This window comes from Streptomyces sp. NPDC089799 (assembly GCF_040684755.1).
Lineage (GTDB): Bacteria > Actinomycetota > Actinomycetes > Streptomycetales > Streptomycetaceae > Streptomyces.
The window spans coordinates 1-22,616 of record NZ_JBFBGR010000027.1; the positions used below are offsets into that span (position 1 = coordinate 1).

At 75.0% G+C, this 22,616-nt stretch carries 12 protein-coding genes; 10 read left to right on the forward strand and 2 right to left on the reverse strand.

Going from position 1 to position 22,616, the window contains the following annotated elements:
• Positions 1 to 95: 95 nt before the first annotated feature.
• The 5 genes from AB0O36_RS26230 to moeZ all read left to right on the forward strand — a co-directional run bounded on the left by AB0O36_RS26230 (position 96) and on the right by moeZ (position 6,486).
• Positions 96 to 1,736: a glycosyltransferase gene (locus tag AB0O36_RS26230; RefSeq protein WP_365114650.1), complete on the forward strand. Its 1,641-nt coding sequence runs from the start codon at positions 96 to 98 to the stop codon at positions 1,734 to 1,736.
• A gap of 524 nt (positions 1,737 to 2,260) precedes the next feature.
• Positions 2,261 to 3,478 (forward strand): hypothetical protein, encoded by a 1,218-nt coding sequence (locus AB0O36_RS26235; RefSeq protein WP_365114651.1) that lies wholly within the window; start codon positions 2,261 to 2,263, stop codon positions 3,476 to 3,478.
• Positions 3,475 to 4,470 carry an NAD-dependent epimerase/dehydratase gene (locus AB0O36_RS26240; RefSeq protein ID WP_365114652.1) on the forward strand — a complete coding sequence of 332 codons (996 nt, stop codon included), beginning with the start codon at positions 3,475 to 3,477 and terminating at the stop codon, positions 4,468 to 4,470. Before AB0O36_RS26235 ends, AB0O36_RS26240 begins: the two co-directional genes overlap by 4 nt.
• Positions 4,458 to 5,222, forward strand: coding sequence for a spherulation-specific family 4 protein (locus tag AB0O36_RS26245; protein ID WP_365114653.1), 765 nt, complete (start codon positions 4,458 to 4,460; stop codon positions 5,220 to 5,222). Before AB0O36_RS26240 ends, AB0O36_RS26245 begins: the two co-directional genes overlap by 13 nt.
• Positions 5,223 to 5,307: 85 nt before the next feature.
• Positions 5,308 to 6,486: an adenylyltransferase/sulfurtransferase MoeZ gene (gene moeZ, locus AB0O36_RS26250; protein ID WP_365114654.1), complete on the forward strand. Its 1,179-nt coding sequence runs from the start codon at positions 5,308 to 5,310 to the stop codon at positions 6,484 to 6,486.
• Positions 6,487 to 6,644: 158 nt separating this feature from the next.
• Here moeZ and AB0O36_RS26255 read toward each other — a convergent pair whose 3' ends face one another.
• Positions 6,645 to 8,255: an alpha/beta hydrolase gene (locus AB0O36_RS26255; RefSeq protein ID WP_365114655.1), complete on the reverse strand. Its 1,611-nt coding sequence runs from the start codon at positions 8,253 to 8,255 to the stop codon at positions 6,645 to 6,647.
• Between the two features lie 94 nt (positions 8,256 to 8,349).
• Between AB0O36_RS26255 and AB0O36_RS26260 the strand changes: the two genes are divergently transcribed.
• Complete coding sequence (locus AB0O36_RS26260) at positions 8,350 to 9,174, forward strand: MerR family transcriptional regulator (RefSeq protein WP_365114656.1); 825 nt, start codon at positions 8,350 to 8,352, stop codon at positions 9,172 to 9,174.
• A 104-nt stretch (positions 9,175 to 9,278) separates the two neighbouring features.
• Here AB0O36_RS26260 and AB0O36_RS26265 read toward each other — a convergent pair whose 3' ends face one another.
• Entirely contained in the window at positions 9,279 to 12,290 is a 3,012-nt protein-coding gene (locus AB0O36_RS26265; protein ID WP_365114657.1) for a lysylphosphatidylglycerol synthase transmembrane domain-containing protein, read from the reverse strand.
• A 146-nt stretch (positions 12,291 to 12,436) separates the two neighbouring features.
• Between AB0O36_RS26265 and AB0O36_RS26270 the strand changes: the two genes are divergently transcribed.
• The 4 genes from AB0O36_RS26270 to AB0O36_RS26285 all read left to right on the forward strand — a co-directional run bounded on the left by AB0O36_RS26270 (position 12,437) and on the right by AB0O36_RS26285 (position 22,382).
• Complete coding sequence (locus tag AB0O36_RS26270; RefSeq protein WP_365114658.1) at positions 12,437 to 12,793, forward strand: MGMT family protein; 357 nt, start codon at positions 12,437 to 12,439, stop codon at positions 12,791 to 12,793.
• A gap of 234 nt (positions 12,794 to 13,027) precedes the next feature.
• Complete coding sequence (locus AB0O36_RS26275; protein WP_365114728.1) at positions 13,028 to 16,516, forward strand: ATP-dependent DNA helicase; 3,489 nt, start codon at positions 13,028 to 13,030, stop codon at positions 16,514 to 16,516.
• A 399-nt stretch (positions 16,517 to 16,915) separates the two neighbouring features.
• Positions 16,916 to 20,971: a UvrD-helicase domain-containing protein gene (locus AB0O36_RS26280; protein ID WP_365114729.1), complete on the forward strand. Its 4,056-nt coding sequence runs from the start codon at positions 16,916 to 16,918 to the stop codon at positions 20,969 to 20,971.
• A 10-nt stretch (positions 20,972 to 20,981) separates the two neighbouring features.
• On the forward strand, positions 20,982 to 22,382 hold the full coding sequence (locus AB0O36_RS26285) for a dipeptidase (protein ID WP_365114659.1): 1,401 nt from the start codon (positions 20,982 to 20,984) through the stop codon (positions 22,380 to 22,382).
• Positions 22,383 to 22,616: the final 234 nt, after the last annotated feature.

Below are 22,616 nucleotides of genomic sequence, written 5' to 3' on the forward strand. Positions count from 1 at the left end.
GACGGACAACCGTCCGTCGCGCCACCGGCATATCCGCTTGAGTTCTCCCGCGGCGAGACCGGATCGCCGCGTACGGGAGAACGGGGGTGCCACGCGTGCGGATCGGCTTACTGACCGACGGTGGTTCGAGGCAGTGGTGCGACCGGCTCGTGCGCGGTCTCCCACAGCACGAGTTCACGCTCTACGCGCAGCCGCGGGGCGGGGCCGACGACGGCCGCCGCGGGCTCCGCCGCCGGGACCGGGCGCGGTTCGCGTCCGCGTTCCGGCTCCTGGCCGGCGCGATCTGTGCGACACCGGACCCCGGTGCCGGTGCGGATGCGGGCGGCCGGGCGAACGCGGGCGACCGGGCGGATGCCGGCCCCGGCCACGGCCGGGCCTTCGCAGGGGGGCTGTACGCCCTCGCGGAACTCGCCCAGGAGCAGGGCGGACTGAGCGCCGCCCTGCGTTCCGAGGACGCCCTCCGCGCACTGGAGGCCGGCTGCCGCGCCCCGGGTGCGCACCGCGCCGTCCAGGGGGCCGGCGCCGCGGACCTGGCGGACGCCGCGGCCGCGCTGGAACGGGCGCTCCGCCCGCTCTCCCTCGACTGGTACGAGAGCCTGGGCGCGGCCGACGTGGTGCACGCCGCAGCGGGTGGGACGGCGGCGCTTCCCGGGCTGGTGGCCAAACGCTTCTGCGGGGTCCCGCTGCTGGTCACCGAGTACGGCGTCCAGCTCCGCGCGCACTGCCTGGAGCAGAGCGGCACCAGGGCCGTACGGGCGCTGACCGGAGGCTTCCAGGCGCGGCTGGCGGCCGAACTGTACGACCGGGCCGACCTGCTGACCCCCGGCAACGCGCACGTCCGGCGCTGGCAGGAGCGGTGCGGGGCTCCGCGGGTGCGGGTACGGACGGTCTACCCCGGCATGGAGGCGGACCGATTCGCCGGAGTCGGGGAGGCGGAACTCGCCGGGGCCGACCCCGTGACGCTGGTCTGGGTCGGGCGGGTCGAACCGGCGAAGGACCTGATCGGACTGCTGCACGCGTTCGCGGAGGTCCGGCGCGCCGAACCGGCGGCCCGGCTCCGCATCTTCTGCACGAACCCGACGGCCACGACGGCCACGACAGCTCCGACGGCCACGGCAGCTCCGACAGCCGTGGCGGCCCAGTCGGCCCCGTCGGCCCCGGCCGACTCCCGTTACCTGGCGGACTGCCGGGCCCTCGCGGCCCAGCTGTTCCCCGACGAGGCGGCGGACCGGGTCTCGGCCGGGGAGAACCCGGTGAGCTTCGAGGAGGTCGGCGGCCCCTACGCGCCGTCGGTGGCGGAGGCGTACGCGACCGGACGGGTGGCCGTCTCCTCCTCCGCCGTGGAGGGCTTCCCCACCACGCTGGTCGAGGCGATGTTCTGCGGCCGCGCGACCGTGTCCACGGACGCGGGCGCGGTGTTCGAGGTCATCGGCGGCACCGGCCTGGTGGTCCCGACGCGCAACCCGCGGGCGCTGGCCGAGGCGTGCGTGTCCCTGCTGCGGGACCGGGAACGAGCGGCCCTGCTGGGCGCCGCCGCCCGCGCCCGGGCGCTGGAACTGTTCGCCGCGGAGCGGACGGTGGAGGCGTTCGGGGAGATGTACGTCGACCTGATCGCGGCCGCGGGCGGGAGCACGGGCCGCACCGGCCGCTGGGAGGTCCCCTTCGCGGTCCCGGCCGAGGCGAGGGTGCCCGGCCACTGGACCACCCCGAGCCGAGTGGCGGAGGCGCCGGTATGAACCCCTCCCGCCGGAACCCGAACCCGCCGACGTACACGCTCCCCGCCCCTCGGCCCGCCCCGGTGGCTCCCGCCCCGGAGGGCGCCGCGGCCGAGAGCGGATCGAGGGGACCGAGGGGATCGAGCGGATCCCGCCCGGTCGTCCTGGGATCCGCCTCCGACGGCAGGTCCCGCCGGGCCGGTCAGGGCTCCGCCCCGCGACCGTTCCGGGGGGCCGCCCCGATGGCCGTGCCGGACCTGTCCGGCCGGGGCGCGGCGTCCGCGGGCGCACGCCGACCGGACCCGCGGGGCTCCGTCCCGCGCCCGGCGCCGCGGACACCGGCGCGGCCGGCCCCCGTCCGCTCCGCGGCGGACCGGACGCCGGCGAGGCGCACCGCCGCCGGCTCCGCCGTGGGCCGGGGCGAGGCGGACGCCGCCGTACTCGTGGGTGTGCCGCAGCCGGACACGTGGGACGGAGCCGCGCGGGAGACCCGGACCGGGCCGCGCGCCGTCGAGCCGTTGCAGATCGTGTGGAGGGGGAGCGTCGTGCAGGGATTCGGCCCGGAGCCGGTGCCGCCGGCCCGTCGTACGGACGAGGCCCCCGGGTCCGGCATCCCGGCCCCGTCGGCCGACGGCGACCGGGTCCGGCACCACCCGGAAGCCTCCGCAGGACCGGGCACACCGTACGGAACCCCCGGCGCCGGCTCGGCCGGCTCGACCGGTTCGGGGGCAGGAACGCCCTCCGGCCGGGACGGCACGGCCGGGTTCCCGCGGCGGCGGGCCGGCGGGGATCCCGTCAAGGCGCTGATGCACCGGCACCGGGAGCTCTGCGAACGGGCCGTCGGGCCGCTGGAGATCGCCGCCGGGCTGGAGGCCGCCGGGGTCACCGACCGGACCGCCGCCCGGTGCCGCCACCGCGACGTGTTCTCGCTGGCCGAGGAGATCCACGCCAGGGTGCCCAGGCCCGCCACCGGCTTCGCCCCGGAGACCCGGCCCGCGCCCCCGCGCGACCGGCTCGCCGCCCTCCGGACCACCGCCCGGGCCGTGTCGCCCGCCGGTCTCGCCGCCCTGGCCGCCTTACTGTCCGGGCCCGTCGCGGGCGGCTGGGCGGCGGTGCTGACCGGGATCGCGGTCGCGCTGGCCTTCCTCTGGCCGGCCGGGCCGCACGCAGCCGTCCGGGCGAAGGCCGCGGCCCTGCCCCGGTGGGCCGCCGCGGCCGCCGCCGCCGGAGTGGCGTACGCCGTCCACGTCCACGGGGCCGCTCTCGGGGTCGGGCTCGCGCTGGCCGCGCTGCCCGCCCACTGGGCCGCGGCCTGGTACTCCGACCGGGCCCGGCGCCGCCTGCGCACCGCCCCGACACTGGACGACTTCGCCGCCTCCGTCCGCCCGCTGCCGTTCGCGGCCACCGCCGGGTACGCGGCCGCCGCCCTCCCCGTGCTCGCGCTCACCGGCGCACCGCTCGGCACCGCGGCGCCGGTCGCCCTGCTGCTCTTCCTCGCCCGGCTGCTCTGCGCCCACCGGGGCCGGCGGGCGGCCGCCGCAGCCCTCGCGCTCGGGCTGCTGCCCTTCCCCGGCCTCGCCGTCGTACTCGCCGGAGCCGCCGCCGTACACGTCACCGTCGCGCTGTCCCGAGCCTCCGCGCACGTACGGCGCCCGCACCCGGGCCCCGGCCGAGGACCCGGACACCCCGTTTCCCGACACCCCGAACCCAGACGAGGAGAAGACATGAACTGCCGGCGAATCGAGCAGGGGGCCGCGCGATGAGGGTGCTGCTGATCGGAGCCAACGGATACCTCGGCCGCTACGTCGCCGACCGGCTGCTCGCCGACCCCGCCGTCCAGCTCACCGCCCTCGGGCGGGGGGACGACGCCGACGTCCGCTTCGACCTGGCCACGGGGAGCCCCGGCGCGCTCACCCGGTTCCTGGACGCCGTCCACCCCGGCGTGGTGATCAACTGCTCCGGGGCCACCCGCGGCGGCGCCCGCGAGCTGACCCGGCACAACACCGTCGCCGTCGCCACCATCTGCGAGTCGCTGCGCCGCAGCGGCTGCGGCGCCCGGCTCGTCCAGCTCGGCTGCGCCGCCGAGTACGGACCCAGCCAGCCCGGTTCCAGCACGGCCGAGGACGCCGTGCCCAGACCCGGCGGTCCCTACGGCGTCAGCAAGCTGGCCGCGACCGAGCTGGTGCTCGGCTCCGGGCTGGACGCCGTCGTGCTCCGGGTGTTCTCACCCGTCGGACCCGGCACCCCCGCCGGGTCCCCGCTCGGCCGTCTCGCCGAGGCCATGCGCCGCGCCATGCAGTCCGGGGACAGCGAGATCAAGCTCAGCGGCCTCGGCGTGCAGCGCGACTTCGTCGACGTACGGGACGTGGCGCGCGCCGTGCACGCCGCGAGCCTGTCCGCCGCCCAGGGCGTGGTCAACATCGGCACCGGCCGCGCCGTCCGGCTCCGGGACGCCGCCGCCGTGCTCGCCCGGGTCGCCGGATACGGCGGCGCCCTGCACGAGATCGACGCCCCGGACCGCCCGCACGCACACGGGCTGCCCGCCCGGCACGCCGGGATCGGCGCCCCGCGCACCGAGCCCACCGCCGAGCAGCTCGCCGCCGCGGTCCCGCCCCCCTACCCCTACCCCGACGGCTGCGGGGCCTGGCAGCAGGCCGACGTCCGCACCGCCCGGGACCGGCTGGGCTGGCGGCCGCGGATCAACCTGGAGGAATCCCTCGCGGACATCTGGATGGAGGCGGCATGCCGCATCTGACCACCCCGCCGGGCGCCGCCCCGGCCGCCACCGAGGCCGGCCGGCTCGGCCTCGGCGTACCCGGCTACGCGCACCCGCTGCTCGCCCCCGCCGAGTGGGGTGAGCTGGCCCGGCCCGGCACTCCGCTGCACTGGGCCGTGCTCAACGTGGCCGACGGGCCCGGACAGCGGCCCGACCCGCACTGCTCCGAAGCCGCGCACAAGCTGCGCGAGGCCGGCGGCACCCTGCTCGGGCACCTCGCCGTACGGGACGGGGAGCGGACCGTCGGGGAGCTGCTCTCCGACGCCCACCGGTACGTGGACTGGTACAAGGTCGGGGGCTTCTACCTGGCCGAGGCCCCCTCGGACCGGGCCTCGCTCGCGGCCGTGCGCCGGGTCGTGGACACCCTGCGGACCCTCGGCGACGCGCCCCGGATCGTGCTGGGGCACGGCACCCATCCGTACGCCGGCTACGCCGAGACCGCCGACCAGCTGGTCACCTTCTCGGGGGCCTGGGCGGACTACCGCTGGTCGCAGGTGGCCGAGTGGACCGCCGAGTACCCGCCGGAGCGGTTCTGCCACCTGGTGCACGGGGTGCCGCGCACCCATCTGGAGGAGGCGATGCGGATCGCCCGCTGGCAGGGGGCCGGGACGATCTGGTTCACCGACCGGTCGGACCGCGCCGGCCACCGCGGGAACGGGGACCCATGGGCGGGAATGCCCGCGTACTGGGACGAAATCGTCTCGCGTATCGGACAGGGTGTCTCGGAATGAAGAAGGGCGTGGCACTGTTACGGGAAGTACAACCATCAGTTTGCTCCCCGCGCGAGCGGGGACGCTCCCCATCTACGGAGTGCCCGTGTCGCTGCCACCCCTGGTCGAGCCAGCTGCTGAGCTCACCGTTGACGAGGTCCGTCGGTACTCCCGGCACCTGATCATCCCGGATGTCGGGATGGACGGCCAGAAGCGCCTGAAGAACGCCAAGGTGCTCGCGGTCGGCGCCGGCGGCCTCGGCTCGCCCGCCCTGATGTACCTGGCGGCGGCCGGTGTGGGCACGCTGGGCATCGTGGAGTTCGACGAGGTCGACGAGTCGAACCTGCAGCGCCAGATCATCCACAGCCAGTCGGACATCGGCCGTTCCAAGGCCGAGTCCGCCCGTGACTCCGTCCTCGGCATCAACCCGTACGTGAACGTGATCCTGCACGAAGAGCGGCTCGAGGCCGACAACGTGATGGACATCTTCAGCCAGTACGACCTGATCGTCGACGGCACGGACAACTTCGCCACCCGTTACCTGGTGAACGACGCCTGCGTGCTGCTGAACAAGCCGTACGTGTGGGGCTCGATCTACCGGTTCGACGGCCAGGCGTCGGTGTTCTGGTCCGAGCACGGCCCGTGCTACCGCTGCCTCTACCCGGAGCCGCCGCCGCCGGGCATGGTCCCGTCCTGCGCCGAGGGCGGCGTGCTGGGCGTGCTCTGCGCGTCCATCGGTTCCATCCAGGTCACCGAGGCCATCAAGCTGCTCGCGGGCGTCGGCGAGCCGCTGGTCGGCCGTCTGATGATCTACGACGCCCTGGAGATGCAGTACCGCCAGGTCAAGGTCCGCAAGGACCCCGACTGCGCGGTCTGCGGCCCGAACGCGACCGTCACCGAGCTCATCGACTACGAGGCCTTCTGCGGCGTCGTGTCGGAGGAGGCCCAGGAGGCGGCCGCCGGTTCGACGATCACTCCCAAGCAGCTCAAGGAGTGGATCGACGAAGGCGAGAACATCGAGATCATCGACGTCCGCGAGGTCAACGAGTACGAGATCGTCTCGATCCCCGGCGCCAAGCTGATCCCCAAGGGCGAGTTCCTGATGGGCAACGCCCTCCAGGACCTGCCGCAGGACAAGAAGATCGTCCTGCATTGCAAGACGGGTGTCCGCAGTGCGGAAGTCCTCGCGGTGCTGAAGTCCGCGGGCTTCGCAGACGCGGTGCACGTCGGCGGCGGCGTGATCGGCTGGGTCCACCAGATCGAGCCGTCGAAGCCGGTCTACTAGACCGGACCGGTCCCCCGTGGACCGGTTCCACGCTCACCGGACGGGGTCGGGCTGGCGGTGCCGCCGGACCTGTCCGATGATGTGACGACCCGGAGGGGCCGTACCGCGCGGGATGCGGTACGGCCCCTCCGTGCGTCCGGACCCCGACCGGTGTGGCGTCAGCCGGCGGCGGACGAGGCGGGGGGTGTCGCCGGGAGGGTCTCGGGGGGTGCCGAGGGGGCGGTGCAGACCGTCTTCGCCGGCGGGACCGTGCCGTTGAGCAGGAAGCCGTCCACCGCCTTCTGCACGCACGGGTCGCCGCTGTTGTACGCCCCGTGGCCCTCGCCCTGGTAGGTCATCTCCACGCCGACCCCGGGCCCGAGCCGTTCCACCATGTGCTGGGCGCCCTCGTACGGGGTGGCCGGGTCGCCCGTGCCGCCGATCACCAGGATCGGACCGGCGCCCGGCGCGCTCACGTCGGGGGTGTTCCAGGCGCCGCCCACCGGCCAGCCGGTGCAGCTCATCAGCGCCCAGCCGAGGAACTCGCCGAACACCGGCGAGGCCGCCTTGAACTGGGGCAGCTTCGCCTTCGTCTGCGCCAGGTCGAACCGCTGCTTGGAGTCGGCGCAGTTCACGGCGGTGTTGGCGGAGAGGATGTTGCTGTAGTTGCCCTGCTGGTCACGGCCGTTGAGGTTGTCCGAGAGCGCCATCAGCAGCTGGCCCTGGCCGCCCTCCGCCTCGTCCAGCCCCTGCTCCAGCAGCGGCCACAGCTCCTTGGAGTACAGCGCCTGCGCGATGCCGTTGGTGGCGGCCGACTGGGTGAGCTTGCGGTCGCCGATCCCGGGGATGGGCTCCTTCTCCAGCCGCTGCTGCAGCTTGATGATGTTGTCCTCGATCTCCTTGACGGTGCTGCCCTGCAGCTGGCAGGCGTCGCCCCGGTCCACGCAGTCCTGGGCGAAGTTGTCCAGCGCCAGCTGGAAGCCCTTCGCCTGGCCCAGTGCGCCCTGCTCGGCCGTCTGGGTCGGGTCCACCACCGCGTCGAACACCGTCCGGCCGACCTTGTCGGGGAAGAGGTGGGCGTAGACCCCGCCGAGCTCGGTGCCGTAGGAGATGCCGAAGTAGTTCAGCTTCTCGTCGCCCAGGGCCTGCCGGAGCACGTCCATGTCGCGGGCGGCGTTCGTCGTGCCGACGTAGGGGAGGAGGGCGCCGGAGTTCTTCTCGCACGCCTTCGTGTACGCCTGGAGGCCGTCGACGAAGTCCTTTTCCTGGGCGGGGGTGCTCGGGGTGCTGTCCTGGGCGTAGTACTTGTCCAGCTGCTGGTTGCTCTCGCAGATCACCGGCTCGCTGGCGCCGACCCCGCGCGGGTCGAAGCTGACCAGGTCGTAGCGCTGGTTCAGGGCGGCGTAGTCCTGGGCGGCGCCCGGCAGGGTGGTGACGCCGGAGCCGCCGGGGCCGCCGAAGTTGTAGACGAGCGAGCCGAGGCGCTTGCTCTTGTCCTTGGCGGGGGAGCGGATCAGGGCGAGCTCGATCTGCTCGCCGCCGGGGTCGGCGTAGTCGCGCGGCACCTTGAGGGTGGCGCACTGCCATTCCTTGGACGGCGTCTCACCGCCACCCTGGGCCGTGGTGGGGGGTGGGCAGGTCTTCCAGTCGAGCTTCTGCGGGGCGGCCTGTGGGCTGCCGGTGCCACCGGTGCTCTCGGTCTGCCCCGAGCCGTCGGAACAGCCCGCCGTGGCGAGCAGGGTGGCGGTGAGGGTGGCGGCAGCGGTGGCCCGCAGGGCTTTTCCCGTCATGAACCCATCCTGTGGGTGATTCCGTCGTCCCGCCCCCCGCCGAGACCCGTTCGGGGGTGGGCGTTCCGTGCCGGTCCGTGGTGACCTGGTGGGTATGAACGGCGAGACGGACGATACGGCCGGTATGCGCGGGACGGCCGGGATGCACGAGACGGCCGGTACCGGCGTGGACGGCGAACGGGACGGGCTCGGCGGGGGCCGGGACCGGCACGGCGGGAGCCGGACGCACCGCGGGCGGACCACGGTCGGGATCGGTGAGGCCGCGGTGCTGGCCGGGACCACGCCGACGGCGATCCGCCACCATCACCGCGCCGGAGTGCTCCCGGAACCGGAGCGCGGGCCGGACGGCCGCCGCCGGTACGGGTACGACGACCTGGTCCGGATCCTGTGGGCGGTGCGGATGACGGAGCTGGGGCTGCCGCAGGCGGACGTACGGTCGGCCCTCGATCCCGGTACCGGAGGCGAGGGGCTGCTGGCCGGGCTGGACGCGGCGTTCCGGGCCAGGCGGCCGACGGTGGCCGGGCCGCGGCCGCACCCGCTGGGCCGGGAGGTGGCGGCGTACGAGGCGGCCGGGCGGCACGTGGAGGCCGCGCACCCCAGGCTCCGGGCGGAGCGGACGCGGCTGGAGGCGGAGCTGGAGGCGCTGGCGGAGGCGGCGGCGGAGGACGTACGGGTGGAGCGGCTGGCCCACGACTGGTTCGTGCACATCCAGGCGCTGGAGGCGGCGGCCCGGGCGACGGGGTTCCCGGAACCGGACTTCACCGACGCGGAACCGGACCTCGCGAGGACGGAGCGGATCCCCGTCGGCGGCCCCCCGCCGAGGGAGCCCTCCCCGGCCCAGTCCCGCTGCGCCCAGCTCCTGGGCGTCCTCCTGGACGACTGGTGCCCCCCGGAACCGAAGCCGGACCCGTACGGCTGACCCGTGCTGACCCGTACGGCCGGCCCCTGCGACCGGGCCCGCGCCCCTGAGACCTGCCCCGTGCGGCCCTGCCGGCGGGCGGTGCCGGACCGCCCGCCGGGACGCTAGATCGCTTCCTTGCGGGTGAGGTAGTTGAACGACAGCCACCCCGGCAGGACCGGCAGCCAGAACGTCATCAGCCGGAACAGCAGTACCGCCGAGATCGCGATCTCCTTGTCCAGACCGGCCGCGATCAGACCCAGCGTCAGCGTGGTCTCCACCGCGCCCACACCACCGGGCGTCGGCGCCGCCGAGCCCAGCGCGTTGCCCGCCAGGAACACCACCGCGATGCTCGCCAGCGAGATCGTGTTGCCGCCGCCGAATGCGCGGATCGACGCGTCCAGGCACATCACGAAGCATCCGGTCAGCAGCAGCATGCCGCCGATGCCGGTCAGCAGCTTCTGCGGCCGCTGCAGCACGTCCAGCATGCGCGGCACCACGCCCGCGAACAGCGCACGCACCCGGGTCGCCACGAACTTCCGCATGAACGGGATCGCCGTCACCACCAGCACCAGCACCGCGACCGTCAGCAGGCCCGCGATGACCGTCCGCGAGGGAGTCATCTCCGGGGTCTTCTCGGTGCCCGTCAGATAGCCGAAGGACAGCAGCAGCAGGATGTGCGCCCCCAGCCCGAACAGCTGGGACGCGCCCACGCTCGCCACCGCGAGACCCGGCCGCACTCCCGCGCGCTGCAGGAAGCGGGTGTTCAGCGCGACGCCGCCGACCGCCGCCGGGGCCACCAGCTTCACGAACGACCCCGCCACCTGCGCGCACACCGTCCGCAGGAACGGAACCCGCTCGGGTACGAAGCCGAGCAGGCTCATCGCCGCGGCGAAGTAGCTGAGCGCCGAGAAGGCCACCGCCGCCCCGACCCAGCCCCACTGCGCCTCGCCGACGATGGTCCCGAAGTCCACGTGCGTGAGCTGCGACAGCAGGAAGTACGCGGCGAAGGCACCGGCGATGAACGACACCAGCGTGCGCGGCCGGATCCGCTCCAGGCGGGCGGGCTCCACCGGGGCCTGCGGCCGGATCAGCAGCACCTGGCGGCGGATCTGGCTGAGCAGGTCCTCCTCCCGGGCCTCGTCCAGCGCCACGTCCAGCGCCCGCTTCTCCGCCCGCTTCTCCGCCTTGGACTCGGCCTTCGCCGACTTCGCCGAGGCCGGCGCCTTCCGGGCCGCGGCCTCCGCCTCCCGCTGTTCCTTCGCCAGCCGGGAGGACTCCAGGACCGCCTCGCGTTCGCGCTCCGCCCGTTCCCGGGCCAGCCGCCGGAGCGTCGCCCGGGTGGACCGGCTCAGTGCGATCGGCTGGAGCAGCGGCAGGCAGTCCGCGACCGCGTCCCCGCCGAGCACCGACACCGCGGCGGCCACCGACCGCTCCGCACCCACCCGCAGACCGAGGGTGGTCAGCAGCTGGGCGATGTCCATCCGCAGCACCAGATCGCCCGCGGCGATCTCGCCGCCGCGCAGGTCGGTGAGGGTGACATTGCCGGAACGATCCACCACCAGGGCGTCTCCGGTGAGCCGCCGGTGCGCGATGCGCCGCGAGTGCAGGGCCCGTACCTGCTCCCACGCGTTGCGGGTCAGCGCGTCGGTGATCTCCTCGTCGGAGAGGGAGTCCAGGCTGCGTCCGCCCAGGTGCTCGTAGACGAGCATCACGGCGTCCGGGCCGAGCTCCGAGGTGGCGATCAGCCGGGGCGCGTTGGCGCCGGCGGCGATGGCGGCGTAGGCGAGCAGGGCCTCCTGCTCCAGCGCCTGGCGGAGCGACTGGAGGCTGCGCCGGGTGGTGATGCCGCGGAGGGTGAGGCGGCGCCAGACCCGGTAGAAGAACCCGTGCGCCTGCTGCTCGCGGTCGACGACGGTGACGTCGAGCGGCGGGCCGTCCTCCAGGGTCACGTGGTACCGGCGGCCGCGGTCCCGCTGCTCGGGGACCTCGGGGCCCTCCAGCGGCTCGGCGCGCATGGCGGTGACCGGCTGGAAGCCGACCCGGCGCAGGCCGGCGAGGAGGTTCTGGCCGGTGGGCCGGACGTTCGGGGAGCCGACCGCGTAGAGGGTCCCGTACGCGACGGTCCAGCCGATCAGCACCGTGAGGATGATCGAGAAGGGGGTGGTGTAGCCGCCGACGAGCATCGCGAAGGCGTCGAGCAGCAGGACCGCCCACAGCGCCACCCGCCAGCGGGGGCGCCGGGTCATGCCGACGGCGGTCATGTACGCGATCACCGGCGCGAGGTAGCCGTGCACGGGATCGGTGAGGCCCTCGCCGACGCCGGTGGCGCGGGTGAGGGCGTCCTGGATGCTCTCCGGGGCGGACCGGGACACCCACAGGTCGGTGGCGAGCGTCACCCCGTGGGCGAGGACGGCGGCGAGCACGCCGTCGGCGATCCGCAGGCCGTCGCGTTTGATCAGCCGCTCGATCGCGAAGGCGACCGGGACCAGGAGCACGGCGATGCTGCCGACCAGTCCGGCCACCTTGATCAGCAGCGGCGGCGCCTCCTGGGTGCCGGCGCTGATGTCGGCCTCCAGACCGGCGGCGGTGCCGTGCGCGAAGGCGGCGATGCCGAGCACCAGGACGATGCCGAGGATGCCGATCAGCAGCCGGACCAGGTCGGAGGGCCGGTGCACGCGCGCGGCGAGCAGCGGCTCGTCGATCTCCACCCGGTCGGCGGTGGGGTGACCGGTGCGGGGGTCGGTGTCGGGGGCGGGCCCGCGGTCCGAGCCGGAGCCGGAGTCGGAGCCGGAGCCGGAGTCGGGGTCTTGGTTGGGGTTGGGCTTGGGCTTGGCGTTCGCCCCTGCCCTTGCCCTTGCCTTGGCCTTTCCGTTCGGCTTTGCCCCGGACGTCACCTGCACGTCCGGCTTTGCTCCGGTTCCTTTGTCTGGGTCCGCTTCCGGCTCGGCTTCCGGCCCGGCTTCCGCGTTGGCGGTGGCGTCGCCGTCGGCCGCGGCCGTGACGTCGGTCGCTTCCTTGCCGTCGGTGCCGTTCTGCGCACCGCCCGTGCCGGAGCCCGGCTCCGGCACGGCGGGCGCGTTTCGCCGCGCCTCCGCGTCGTCCGGAGGACTCGCACCCCGCTGGTTCGCCGTCACTTCCGTCTCTTCTTGATCACGTATCACCGGTCACCGCCCGCACGATGGTGGCACGGACGGACGGTACGGCGGGGCACCAGGGTGCGACCCGGTACGGAAAGAAACGTTCCGTGCACCTCTCCGGTACGTACGGCACCATGTCCCGAATGAGCGAGCAGACCCCCGCCCCGGCTGCCCTGCCCGACTACGCGGAGCGGGTGCTGGAAGCCGCCGAGCGCATTCCGCCCGGCCGGGTGATGACCTACGGCGACGTCGCCGAATGGCTGGAGGAAGGCGGCCCGCGCCAGGTGGGGCGGGTGATGGCCCTCTACGGCGGAGCCGTCCCCTGGTGGCGCGTGGTCCGCGCGGACGGCGTCCCGCTGCCCGGCAGCGAGCGGCGCGCCCTGGAGCACTACCGGGCCGAGGGGACCCCGCTGCGCGAGTCGACGGCCGGGCCGCGGCTGGACATGCGGCGGGCGCGCTGGGACGGCCCGGACGGCGGACGAGGTCTGTCTCACACTTGACAGCTTCCGTGATTCCGGCGCCGCGCGGAGGCTCTTCCGGACGATCACGGACCCGTACGGGGGATGCGCGGACGGAACTGCGCCGGGCGCGCGGGTTGCCGTAGCGTTGCCTCTTCGGCAGACGCAGACCCACCCCTCAGGACCGGACCGGCACCCCACGTGATCACCTCTTCCTCCCACGGCCGCACGCGGAACCACGACGCGTACCGGCTGCTGCGCGGCGGACCGGAACGCGTGGCTCCCCCCGTGCTGGACGCAGCACAGCGCGCGGTGGTTGACCATACGGAAGGGCCGCTGCTCGTGCTCGCCGGGCCCGGCACCGGCAAGACCACCACGCTGGTCGAGGCGGTCGCGGCCCGGGTCGAGGCCGGGGCGGATCCGGCCAGGATCCTGGTCCTCACCTTCAGCCGCAAGGCCGCGGTGGAGCTCCGCGACCGGACCGCGCTGCGACTGGGCGGCGCGCGGGCGCCGCAGGCCACCACCTTCCACTCGTTCTGTTACGGGCTGCTGCGCGCCCACCAGGACGCGGACCTGTTCACCGAGCCGCTGCGCCTGCTGTCCGGCCCCGAGCAGGACGTGACCGTACGGGCCCTGCTGGAGGGGCAGCGGGAACTGGGGTCCATCCCGTGGCCCGACGACCTGCGGGCCGCGCTGACCACGCGCGGCTTCGCGGACGAGGTCAGGGCGGTGCTCGCCCGGAGCCGCGAGCTCGGCCTCGGCCCGGACGCACTGGCCGGCTTCGCCCGGCGGATCGGCCGTCCCGACTGGGCGGCCGCCTCGGCCTTCCTCTCCGAGTACCTGGACGTCCTGGACATGCAGGGCACCCTGGACTACACGGAGCTGCTGCACCGGGCCGTGCTGCTGGCCGAGCGCACCCCGTCGGTGGCCTCCCTCTACGACACGATCTACGTCGACGAGTACCAGGACACGGACGCCTCGCAGATCCGGCTGCTCCAGGCGCTGACGGGCGGGGGCGCCCGGCTGGTCGCCTTCGGCGATCCCGACCAGTCGATCTACGCCTTCCGCGGTGCCGACGTGAACGGCATCCTCGACTTCGCCGGGTCCTTCCCCGGCGCGGCCGTCACCCCGCTGACGGTCTCCCGCCGCTCCGGAGCCACGCTGCTGGCGGCGACCCGGCTGCTCACGATGCGGATGCCGGTGCCGCGCCTGCCCGCCGCGGCGGTGCGTGCGCACCGTGACCTCCGGGCGACCCGGGAGGGCGGCCGGCTGGAGGTCTTCACGTACCCGTCGCCGGCAGCCGAGCTCGACAACATCGCCGACATCCTGCGCCGGGCCCACCTGGAGGACGGCGTGCCGTGGCAGGACATGGCCGTCCTGGTCCGCGCGGGCGGCCGTACGCTCCCCTCGATGCGCCGCGCCCTGATCTCCGCGGGCGTCCCGGTCGAGACCGACGGCGCGGACATCCCCCTCCGCCACGAGCCCGCGGCAGCCCCCCTCCTCACGGCCCTCCGCCTGTGCGCGGAATCCGCCTTGCAGCCTGCCGCCCCTGCCGAGCCCGCCGCCGGCGACGGTGACCGTGTGGGCGACTCCGGCGAGTCTGCCGCCACCGGCCGTGCGGGCGGGTCCGCCGAGTCCGCCTGCCGTGTGGGCAGGCGTGCCGCAGGGCGGCACGGGTGGGCACACGGCACACCGGCCGGCACCGATCGCGCAGCGTCCCCCGACGGTGCCTCGACCGCCGGGTCGGCCGAGGCCGAGACCGCCGCAGCGGAGCCGAGCTCCGCGGAGCCCGGCTCAGCCGAGCCCGGAGCCGAGCCCGGAGCCGAGCCCGGCTCCGCCAACGTCCGCACCGGCGAGATCGGCTCCGCGACCACCCGCACCGGCGAGACCGCCGAAGCCGCCATAGAGCTGCTCAGCTCCCCCCTCGGCGGCATGGACGCCGCCGACCTCCGCCGCCTCGGCCGAGCCCTCCGCGAGGAGGAACGCGCCGCCGGAGTCCTCGTACCCGCCCCCTCCGACGTCCTGCTCGCCCGAGCCCTCGCCGAGCCCGAACGCCTCCTCGCGCACGATCCCGCGTACGCCCGCGGCGCCCACCGCCTCGGCACCCTGCTGCGCAAGGCCACCGAGCTGCTCGCCGGCGGCGGCACCGCCGAGGAGGCCCTCTGGGCCCTCTGGGACGGCACCCCCTGGCCGCAGCGGCTCGAACGCAACGCCCGCCGAGGCGGCGCCGCCGGCCGCAACGCCGACCGCGACCTCGACGCCGTCTGCGCGCTCTTCGAGAACGCGGCCCGCGCCGAGGAGCGCACCGGCGGCCGCGGCGCCCTCAACTTCCTCGAACAGCTGGAGGCCGAGGACATCGCCGCGGACACCCTTGCGAAGCGGCAGACCGGGCGGGAGGCCGTACGCCTCATGACCGCGCACCGCTCCAAGGGCCTGGAGTGGGGTCTCGTCGTGGTCGCCGGGGTCCAGGAAGGGCTCTGGCCCGATCTGCGCCGCCGCGGTTCCCTCCTCGAAGCCGACCGGATCGGCCTCGACGGCCTCGCCGAGCCGCTCACCCCCGGCGCGCTCCTCGCCGAGGAACGCCGGCTCTTCTACGTCGCGGCCACCCGCGCCCGCGAGCGCCTGGTCGTGACCGCCGTCAAGGCGCCCGCCGACGACGGCGACCAGCCGTCCCGGTTCCTCACCGAGCTCGGGGTGCCCCCGAAGGACATCACCGGCCGGCCGCGCCGGCCGCTCGCCGTGCCCGCGCTCGTCGCCGAGCTGCGCGCCACCACCGTCGACCCCGACGCGTCCCCGGCGCTCCGCGACGCCGCAGCCCGCCGCCTCGCCCGCCTTGCCGCGCTCGCCGACGAGGACGGCCGGCCGATGGTCCCCGCGGCGCACCCGCAGCGCTGGTGGGGGCTGTACGAGCCGACCCGGGCGAGCGTCCCGCTGCGCGACCGCGACCGGCCCGTGGTCCTCTCCGGCAGCGCCCTGGACCAGCTCGCCAACACCTGCTCCCTCCAGTGGTTCCTCGGCCGCGAGGTCAAGGCCGACGCCCCGTCCACCGCGGCCCAGGGCTTCGGCAACGTGGTGCACGTCCTCGCCGACGAGGTCGCGTCCGGGCGCACGCCCGCCGACCTGGACGTGCTGATGGAACGGCTCGACTCGGTCTGGGACGCGCTCGCCTTCGACGCGCCGTGGAAGTCCCGGCAGGAGAAGGAGAACGCGCGCGCCGCGCTGGAGCGCTTCCTGCAGTGGCACCACTCCGACCGGGCCGGCCGTACGGCCGTCGCCAGCGAGCAGGACTTCGACGTCACCCTGGGGGCGGGGGAGTACGAGGTCCGGATCCGCGGGTCCATGGACCGCGTGGAGACGGACGGGCAGGGACGCGCGTACGTCGTCGACTTCAAGACCGGAAAGGGCGCGCCGACCAAGGCCGAGGTGGCCCGGCACCCCCAGCTCGCGGTCTACCAGCTGGCCGTGCGCGAGGGCGCCGTCGACGAGCACTTCGACGGGGCCCGCCCCGAGCCCGGCGGAGCCGAACTCGTCCAGCTCCGGCAGGGCGCCGCGGCCCGCGACGGCGGCGACCGCAACCCCAAGGTCCAGGCGCAGCAGCCGCTGCAGTCCGACCCGTCCGGCGAGTGGGTCGGCGACCTCCTCGCCACCGCCGCCGGCCGCGTCCTCGACGAGCGCTTCACCCCGAGCACGGGCTCGCACTGCGACCACTGCTCCTTCCGCGCGGCGTGCAGCGCCCGCCCGGAGGGACGGCAGACGGTGGAGTAGGGGGTATGGCGCGGCCCGCTCCACCCCCTGAGCCCACCGGGCCCGGGCGGGGTTGCCCACCCACCCCCGGGCACCCCTGTGACGCCGTCCAGGCGAAGCATCGGCACACCACCACCCCACCCGCCGGCCGCCAGCGGCGCCCGGCCACCCACAGGCGGCTCGACATCGAGATCCCTTGTACGGGTGGGCGGGTGGGAGACCCCCCGCGCGGAGCGCGGAAAACGCCCGGCGCACCGGCCGCAGAGCGGAGCCCGGCCACCCACAGCGGCGGAGCCGCGCAGCGTGGGCGGGGTTGTCGGTGGGCCCGGCTAGCCTGGACGGGTGTCCGCACGTGCCACCCGACTCACCGACCCCGAGCAGCTCAAGGAGCTGCTCGGGATTCCGTTCACGCCCGAACAGATGGCCTGTATCACCGCCCCCGCCGCGCCGCAGGTGATCGTTGCGGGTGCCGGTTCGGGCAAGACCACCGTCATGGCCGCGCGGGTGGTCTGGCTGGTCGGGACGGGCACGGTGGCTCCCGAGCAGGTCCTCGGTCTGACCTTCACCAACAAGGCCGCCGCCGAGCTGGCCGAGCGGGTGCGCAAGGCGCTCGCGAAGGCCGGGATCACCGATCCGGATCCTTCCCCCGCGGACGGCGGCGGGGTGGACGGCGGGGTGGTGGGGGAGCCGCGGATCTCCACGTATCACGCCTTCGCCGGGCAGCTGCTCAAGGACCACGGGCTGCGCATCGGGCTGGAGCCCAGTTCGCGGCTGCTCGCCGATGCCACCCGGTTCCAGCTCGCCGCGCGCGTGCTCCGCGAGGCCCCGGGGCCGTACCCCTCGTTGACCAAGTCCGTCCCCGACCTGGTCAGTGACCTGCTGGCGCTGGACGCGGAGCTTTCGGAGCACCTGGTCGCCCCGGATGGCCTCCGTGCGTACGACACCGCCCTGCTCGACGCCCTCGCCGGTGCCCGGCTCACCAATGACGACCTCCGCAAGGTGCCGGAAGCCGCCCGTGGCCGCCTGGAGCTGCTGGAGCTCGTCGGTCGTTACCGGGCGGCCAAGCGGTCCCGGGACCTGTTCGACTTCAGCGACCAGATCGCGCTGTCCGCGGAGCTGGCGACCACCCGGCCCGAGGTGGGCGGGCTGCTCCGGGAGGAGTTCCGGATCGTCCTGCTCGACGAGTACCAGGACACCTCGGTGGCGCAGCGGCTGCTGCTGTCCGGGCTGTTCGGCGGCGGTACGGGGCACGCCGTGACCGCGGTCGGCGACCCCTGCCAGGCGATCTACGGGTGGCGCGGCGCCTCCGTGGCCAACCTGGACGACTTCCCCGAGCACTTCCCCCACGCCGACGGCACCCCCGCCACCCGCTACTCGCTCAGCGAGAACCGGCGCAGCGGCGGACGCCTGCTGGACCTCGCCAACACCCTGGCCGCGCCGCTCCGCTCGATGCACGCGGGTGTGGAGGCGCTGCGGCCCGCGGAGGGTGCGGAGCACACGGGCTTCGTACGGTGTGCGCTGCTCGACACCCATGCGGAGGAGCTGGCCTGGCTGGCCGACTCCGTCGCCCATCAGGTGCGTACGGGGAAGGAGCCCAGGGACGTCGCGGTGCTGTGCCGTTCCGGCGCGGACTTCGCGGCGATCCAGGCCGCGCTGGTGGCCCGGGACGTTCCGGTGGAGGTGGTCGGCCTGTCCGGGTTGCTCCACCTGCCGGAGGTCGCCGATCTGGTCTCCGTCTGCGAGGTGCTCCAGGACCCGGGCGCGAACGCGGCCCTGGTGCGGCTGCTGATCGGCCCGCGCTGGCGGATCGGCGCCCGTGACCTGGCCCTGCTGGGCCGCCGGGCCCGGCTGTTGGTCTCCCGGCAGTCCTCCGGGGCGGGAGATGACCCCGACCTGCGGCTGGCCGCGGCGGTGGAGGGGGTGGACCCGGCCGAGATCATCTCCCTTGCGGATGCCCTCGATACCTTCCTGGATGGTGCGGGTGCGGGTGCGGGTGCGGGTGCGGGTTCGGGGGGCGGGTCGGCGCGCTCCGGGGGCGGGGCGGATGACGGGCTGCCGTTTTCCGCCGAGGCGCGGGTGCGGTTCGCCCATCTCGCGCAGGAGCTCCGCGACCTGCGCCGTTCCCTGTCCGACCCGCTGATGGACGTCCTGCACCGGGTGCTGGCGACCACCGGCCTGGACGTCGAGCTCGCCGCCTCCCCGCACGCGCTCGCGGCGCGCCGCCGGGAGACGCTGTCCAACTTCCTCGACGTGGCGGCGGGCTTCGCCGCGCTCGACGGCGAGGCGAGCCTGCTTGCCTTCCTGTCCTTCCTGCGCACCGCCGAACGGTACGAGAAGGGCCTGGACAACGCCCTGCCGGGCGGCGAGAACACCGTCAAGGTGCTGACGGCGCACAAGTCCAAGGGCCTGGAGTGGGACGTGGTGGCCGTGCCCGGCCTGTACGCGGGGGCGTTCCCGAGTGAGCAGCCGCGCGAGGCATGGACCTCGTACGCGAGGGTGCTGCCGCACGCGCTGCGCGGGGACGCGGCCACCCTCCCGGCGGACCCGCCGTGGACGGCGGCCGGCCTGAAGGCCTTCCGTGCCGGCCTCCGCTCCCACCAGCAGGTGGAGGAGCTCCGCCTCGGCTATGTGACCTTCACGCGTCCCAAGTCCCTGCTCCTGGCTTCCGCGCACTGGTGGGGGCCGACGCAGAAGAGGCGCCGGGGGCCCTCGGACTTCCTCACCGCCCTGCGCGAGCACTGCGGGCTGCCGGGGCGCGGCGAGGTGGAGGTGTGGGCCGACGAGCCCGAGGCCGATGCCGAGAACCCGGCCCTGACCGGGACCACCGACGAGCACCGGTCCTGGCCCCTGCCCCTGGACCCGGCCTCGCTCCGTCTCCGCCGCGCGGCCGCGGCCCTGGTCGAGTCCCACCTGTCGGCACCGCCGGAGGACCCGTACCTCTGGCCGCCCTCCTGCGAGGACCCGGCGTACGAGGAAGAACCGCAGACGTACGGGGACGCCGACGACCTGTGGGCCGCAGATGAAGCCGGTCAGCCGACCGTCGTGCCCCCGCGCACCGGAGCCGGGGCCGTCCTCCCGGCCTCGGCCGACGGACTCGGCGGGCCCGGCCTGCCGGTGGCCGAAGCCTTCGTCGTCCGTGCGCGTGATGCGGCCGCCGATGCGCCGGATGACGATCTGTGGGGGCCGGAGGCGGCTGTTTCCGGCGCGGGTGCACCCGTGCGTTCCGGGGCCGGAGCCGCCGTGCCCCCGGCCCGGGACGGTGGGACGCTCGGGCTCGACCCGTGGGCGGCCGACGGGGACGGCCCGGCCGCCGGCCTGTCCGCGCGCGGGGCGGACGGGTTCCGGGGCGGAGCTCCGGTTTCGGGAAGGGGCGGAGTGGGGGACCGGTCCCAGGCTCCCGCCGGAGCCGGCCTTCGCCGGTCCGACGACCTGTGGGCGGATGGGCTCGTGCCCGAGGAGCCGGCGTACGGGGACGACCCCTGGAGCGGCTCCCACGAGGACGGCCGGGCGGGCATCCCGGCCCACGGCGGCGAGCACGGCGAGCACCGCCGCCGGGGCGTCCAGGCGGCGGGCGGCGCCCACGACGACCCGTGGGCGGGTGACTCCGAGGACGGCCCGGCCCACAGGGATGATGCGCCGGCGGACCGGCACGGGGACGCGGCCGCCGGGGACCCCGCCCGCGGGAGCCGCCGCGCGGTGCGCGGGCGCCGTGGGGAGCTGCCCCGGCCCCGCCGGGAGGCCGGCGGGGACCGGCTCGCGCCGGAGGAGCTGCGGGCGGTCGACTCGTGGGACCGGGATCTCGACGCCCTGACCCGTGAGCTGCGCCGGACCCGCGCCGCCGTGCGTGACGTTCCGCTGCCCGCCTCCCTGTCCGCGAGCGACCTGCTCCGTCTCGCCGCCGACGAGGAGGCGTTCGTACGCGAGCTCGCGCGGCCCATGCCCAAGCCGCCGCAGCCGGCGGCCCGGCAGGGCACCCGGTTCCACGCGTGGGTCGAATCGCGGTTCGAGGACCTGCCCCTGCCGCTGCTCGACGTGCTCGACCCCGCAGGCGATCTTCCCGGGTCCGACCAGGAGGTCGCCGACGCGCACGACCTGGAGGCCCTCAAGGCCGCCTTCGAGCGCAGCGAGTACGCCGACCGCACCCCGCACCTGATGGAGGTTCCGGTCCAGCTGACACTGGCCGGACGCGTCGTGCGCGGCCGGATCGACGCCGTGTACGCGACCCCCGGCGGCGGCTTCGAGATCGTCGACTGGAAGACCGGCCGGTCCGCGGACGCCGATCCGCTGCAGCTCGCGATCTACCGCCTGGCCTGGGCGGAGACCACCGGCACCCCGCTGGAGAAGGTCACCGCCGCGTTCCTGCACGTCCGCAGCGGCCGCGTCGTACGGCCCCGGAACCTGCCCACCCGTGAGCGGCTGGAGCGGATCCTCCTCGGTGGAGCGGACCCGGCCGGTGCCCACCAGGCGGACAGCTAGGCTCGTAGGCATGAGCCAGACCCCGGACAGCGCCGTCCGTACGTACATCGACACGCACCGTGCAGCCTTCCTCGACGACCTCGCGGACTGGCTGCGCATCCCCTCCGTCTCGGCACAGCCCGAGCACGACGCCGATGTACGCCGCAGTGCCGACTGGCTGGCCGGGAAGTTCAAGGAGACCGGTTTCCCGACGGCGGAGGTCTGGGACACCCCGGGTGCCCCGGCCGTGTTCGCCGAGTGGCCCAGCGGGGACCCGGACGCGCCGACCGTGCTGGTCTACGGCCACCACGACGTCCAGCCCGCCGCGCTCGCCGACGGCTGGCACAGCGAGCCCTTCGAGCCGGTCGTCCGGGACGGCCGGATGTACGCGCGGGGTGCCGCCGACGACAAGGGCCAGGTGTTCTTCCACACCCTGGGCGTGCGCGCCCACCTCGCCGCGACCGGCCGGACCGCGCCCGCCGTCAACCTCAAGCTGCTGGTGGAGGGCGAGGAGGAGTCCGGATCCACGCACTTCCGCGCCCTGGTCGAGCGCGAGCGCGACCGCCTCGCCGCGGACGTCGTGATCGTCTCCGACACCGGCATGTGGAACGAGACCACCCCGACCGTCTGCACCGGCCTGCGCGGCATCGCCGACTGCGAGATCGAGCTGTTCGGACCGGACCAGGACATCCACTCCGGGGCCTTCGGCGGGGCCGTTCCCAACCCGGCGACCGTCGCCGCCCGCCTCGTCGCGGCGCTGCACGACGCCGACGAGCGGGTGACCGTCCCCGGTTTCTACGACAACGTGGTCGAGCTGACGGACGCCGAGCGCGCCCTGATCGCCGAGCTGCCCTTCGACGAGGAGGAGTGGCTCGCCGCCGCCAAGTCGCACGGCACGCTCGGAGAGGCCGGCTACTCCACCCTGGAGCGGGTCTGGGCCCGGCCGACCGCCGAGGTCAACGGCATCGGCGGCGGCTACCAGGGCCCCGGCGGCAAGACCATCGTTCCGGCCACCGCCCACCTGAAGCTGTCGTTCCGGCTGGTCGCGGGGCAGGACCCGTACGAGGTGGAGGCCGCCGTCCGGAACTGGGTCGCGGCCCTCGTCCCGGCCGGCATCCGGCACTCCATCGTCTTCGGCGCGCCGACCCGGCCCTGCCTGACCCCGCTGGACCACCCGGCGCTGCAGTCGGTCGTACGGGCCATGGGGCGCGCCTTCGAGCAGAAGATCCGCTTCACCCGGGAGGGCGGCTCGGGTCCCGCGGCCGACCTCCAGGACGTGCTCGGGGCGCCGGTGCTCTTCCTGGGCATCTCCGTCCCGTCGGACGGCTGGCACGCGCCGAACGAGAAGGTCGAGCTCGACCTGCTGGTGAAGGGCGTGGAGACCGCCGCGTACCTGTGGGCGGACCTGGCCGGGACCTGGAGGCCCGAGTGACACCGCACCCCGTCTGAGATCCGCGGCCGCACGCCCGCGGAGGCGCGTACGCCCCCCACGTCCCGTACGCCCGAAGCGCCCGTACGCCCGAAGCGCCCGTACGTCCCCCCGACAGCCCGTCCGTCCTCCCACAGCCCGTCCGTATCCGCCGTCGTCCCCGTCCGGACCCGTACCGCCCGTTCCCGCCTGTTCCCGTCCGTTCCCACCCGTTCAGAAGCCCGCACCGCGCGCCCC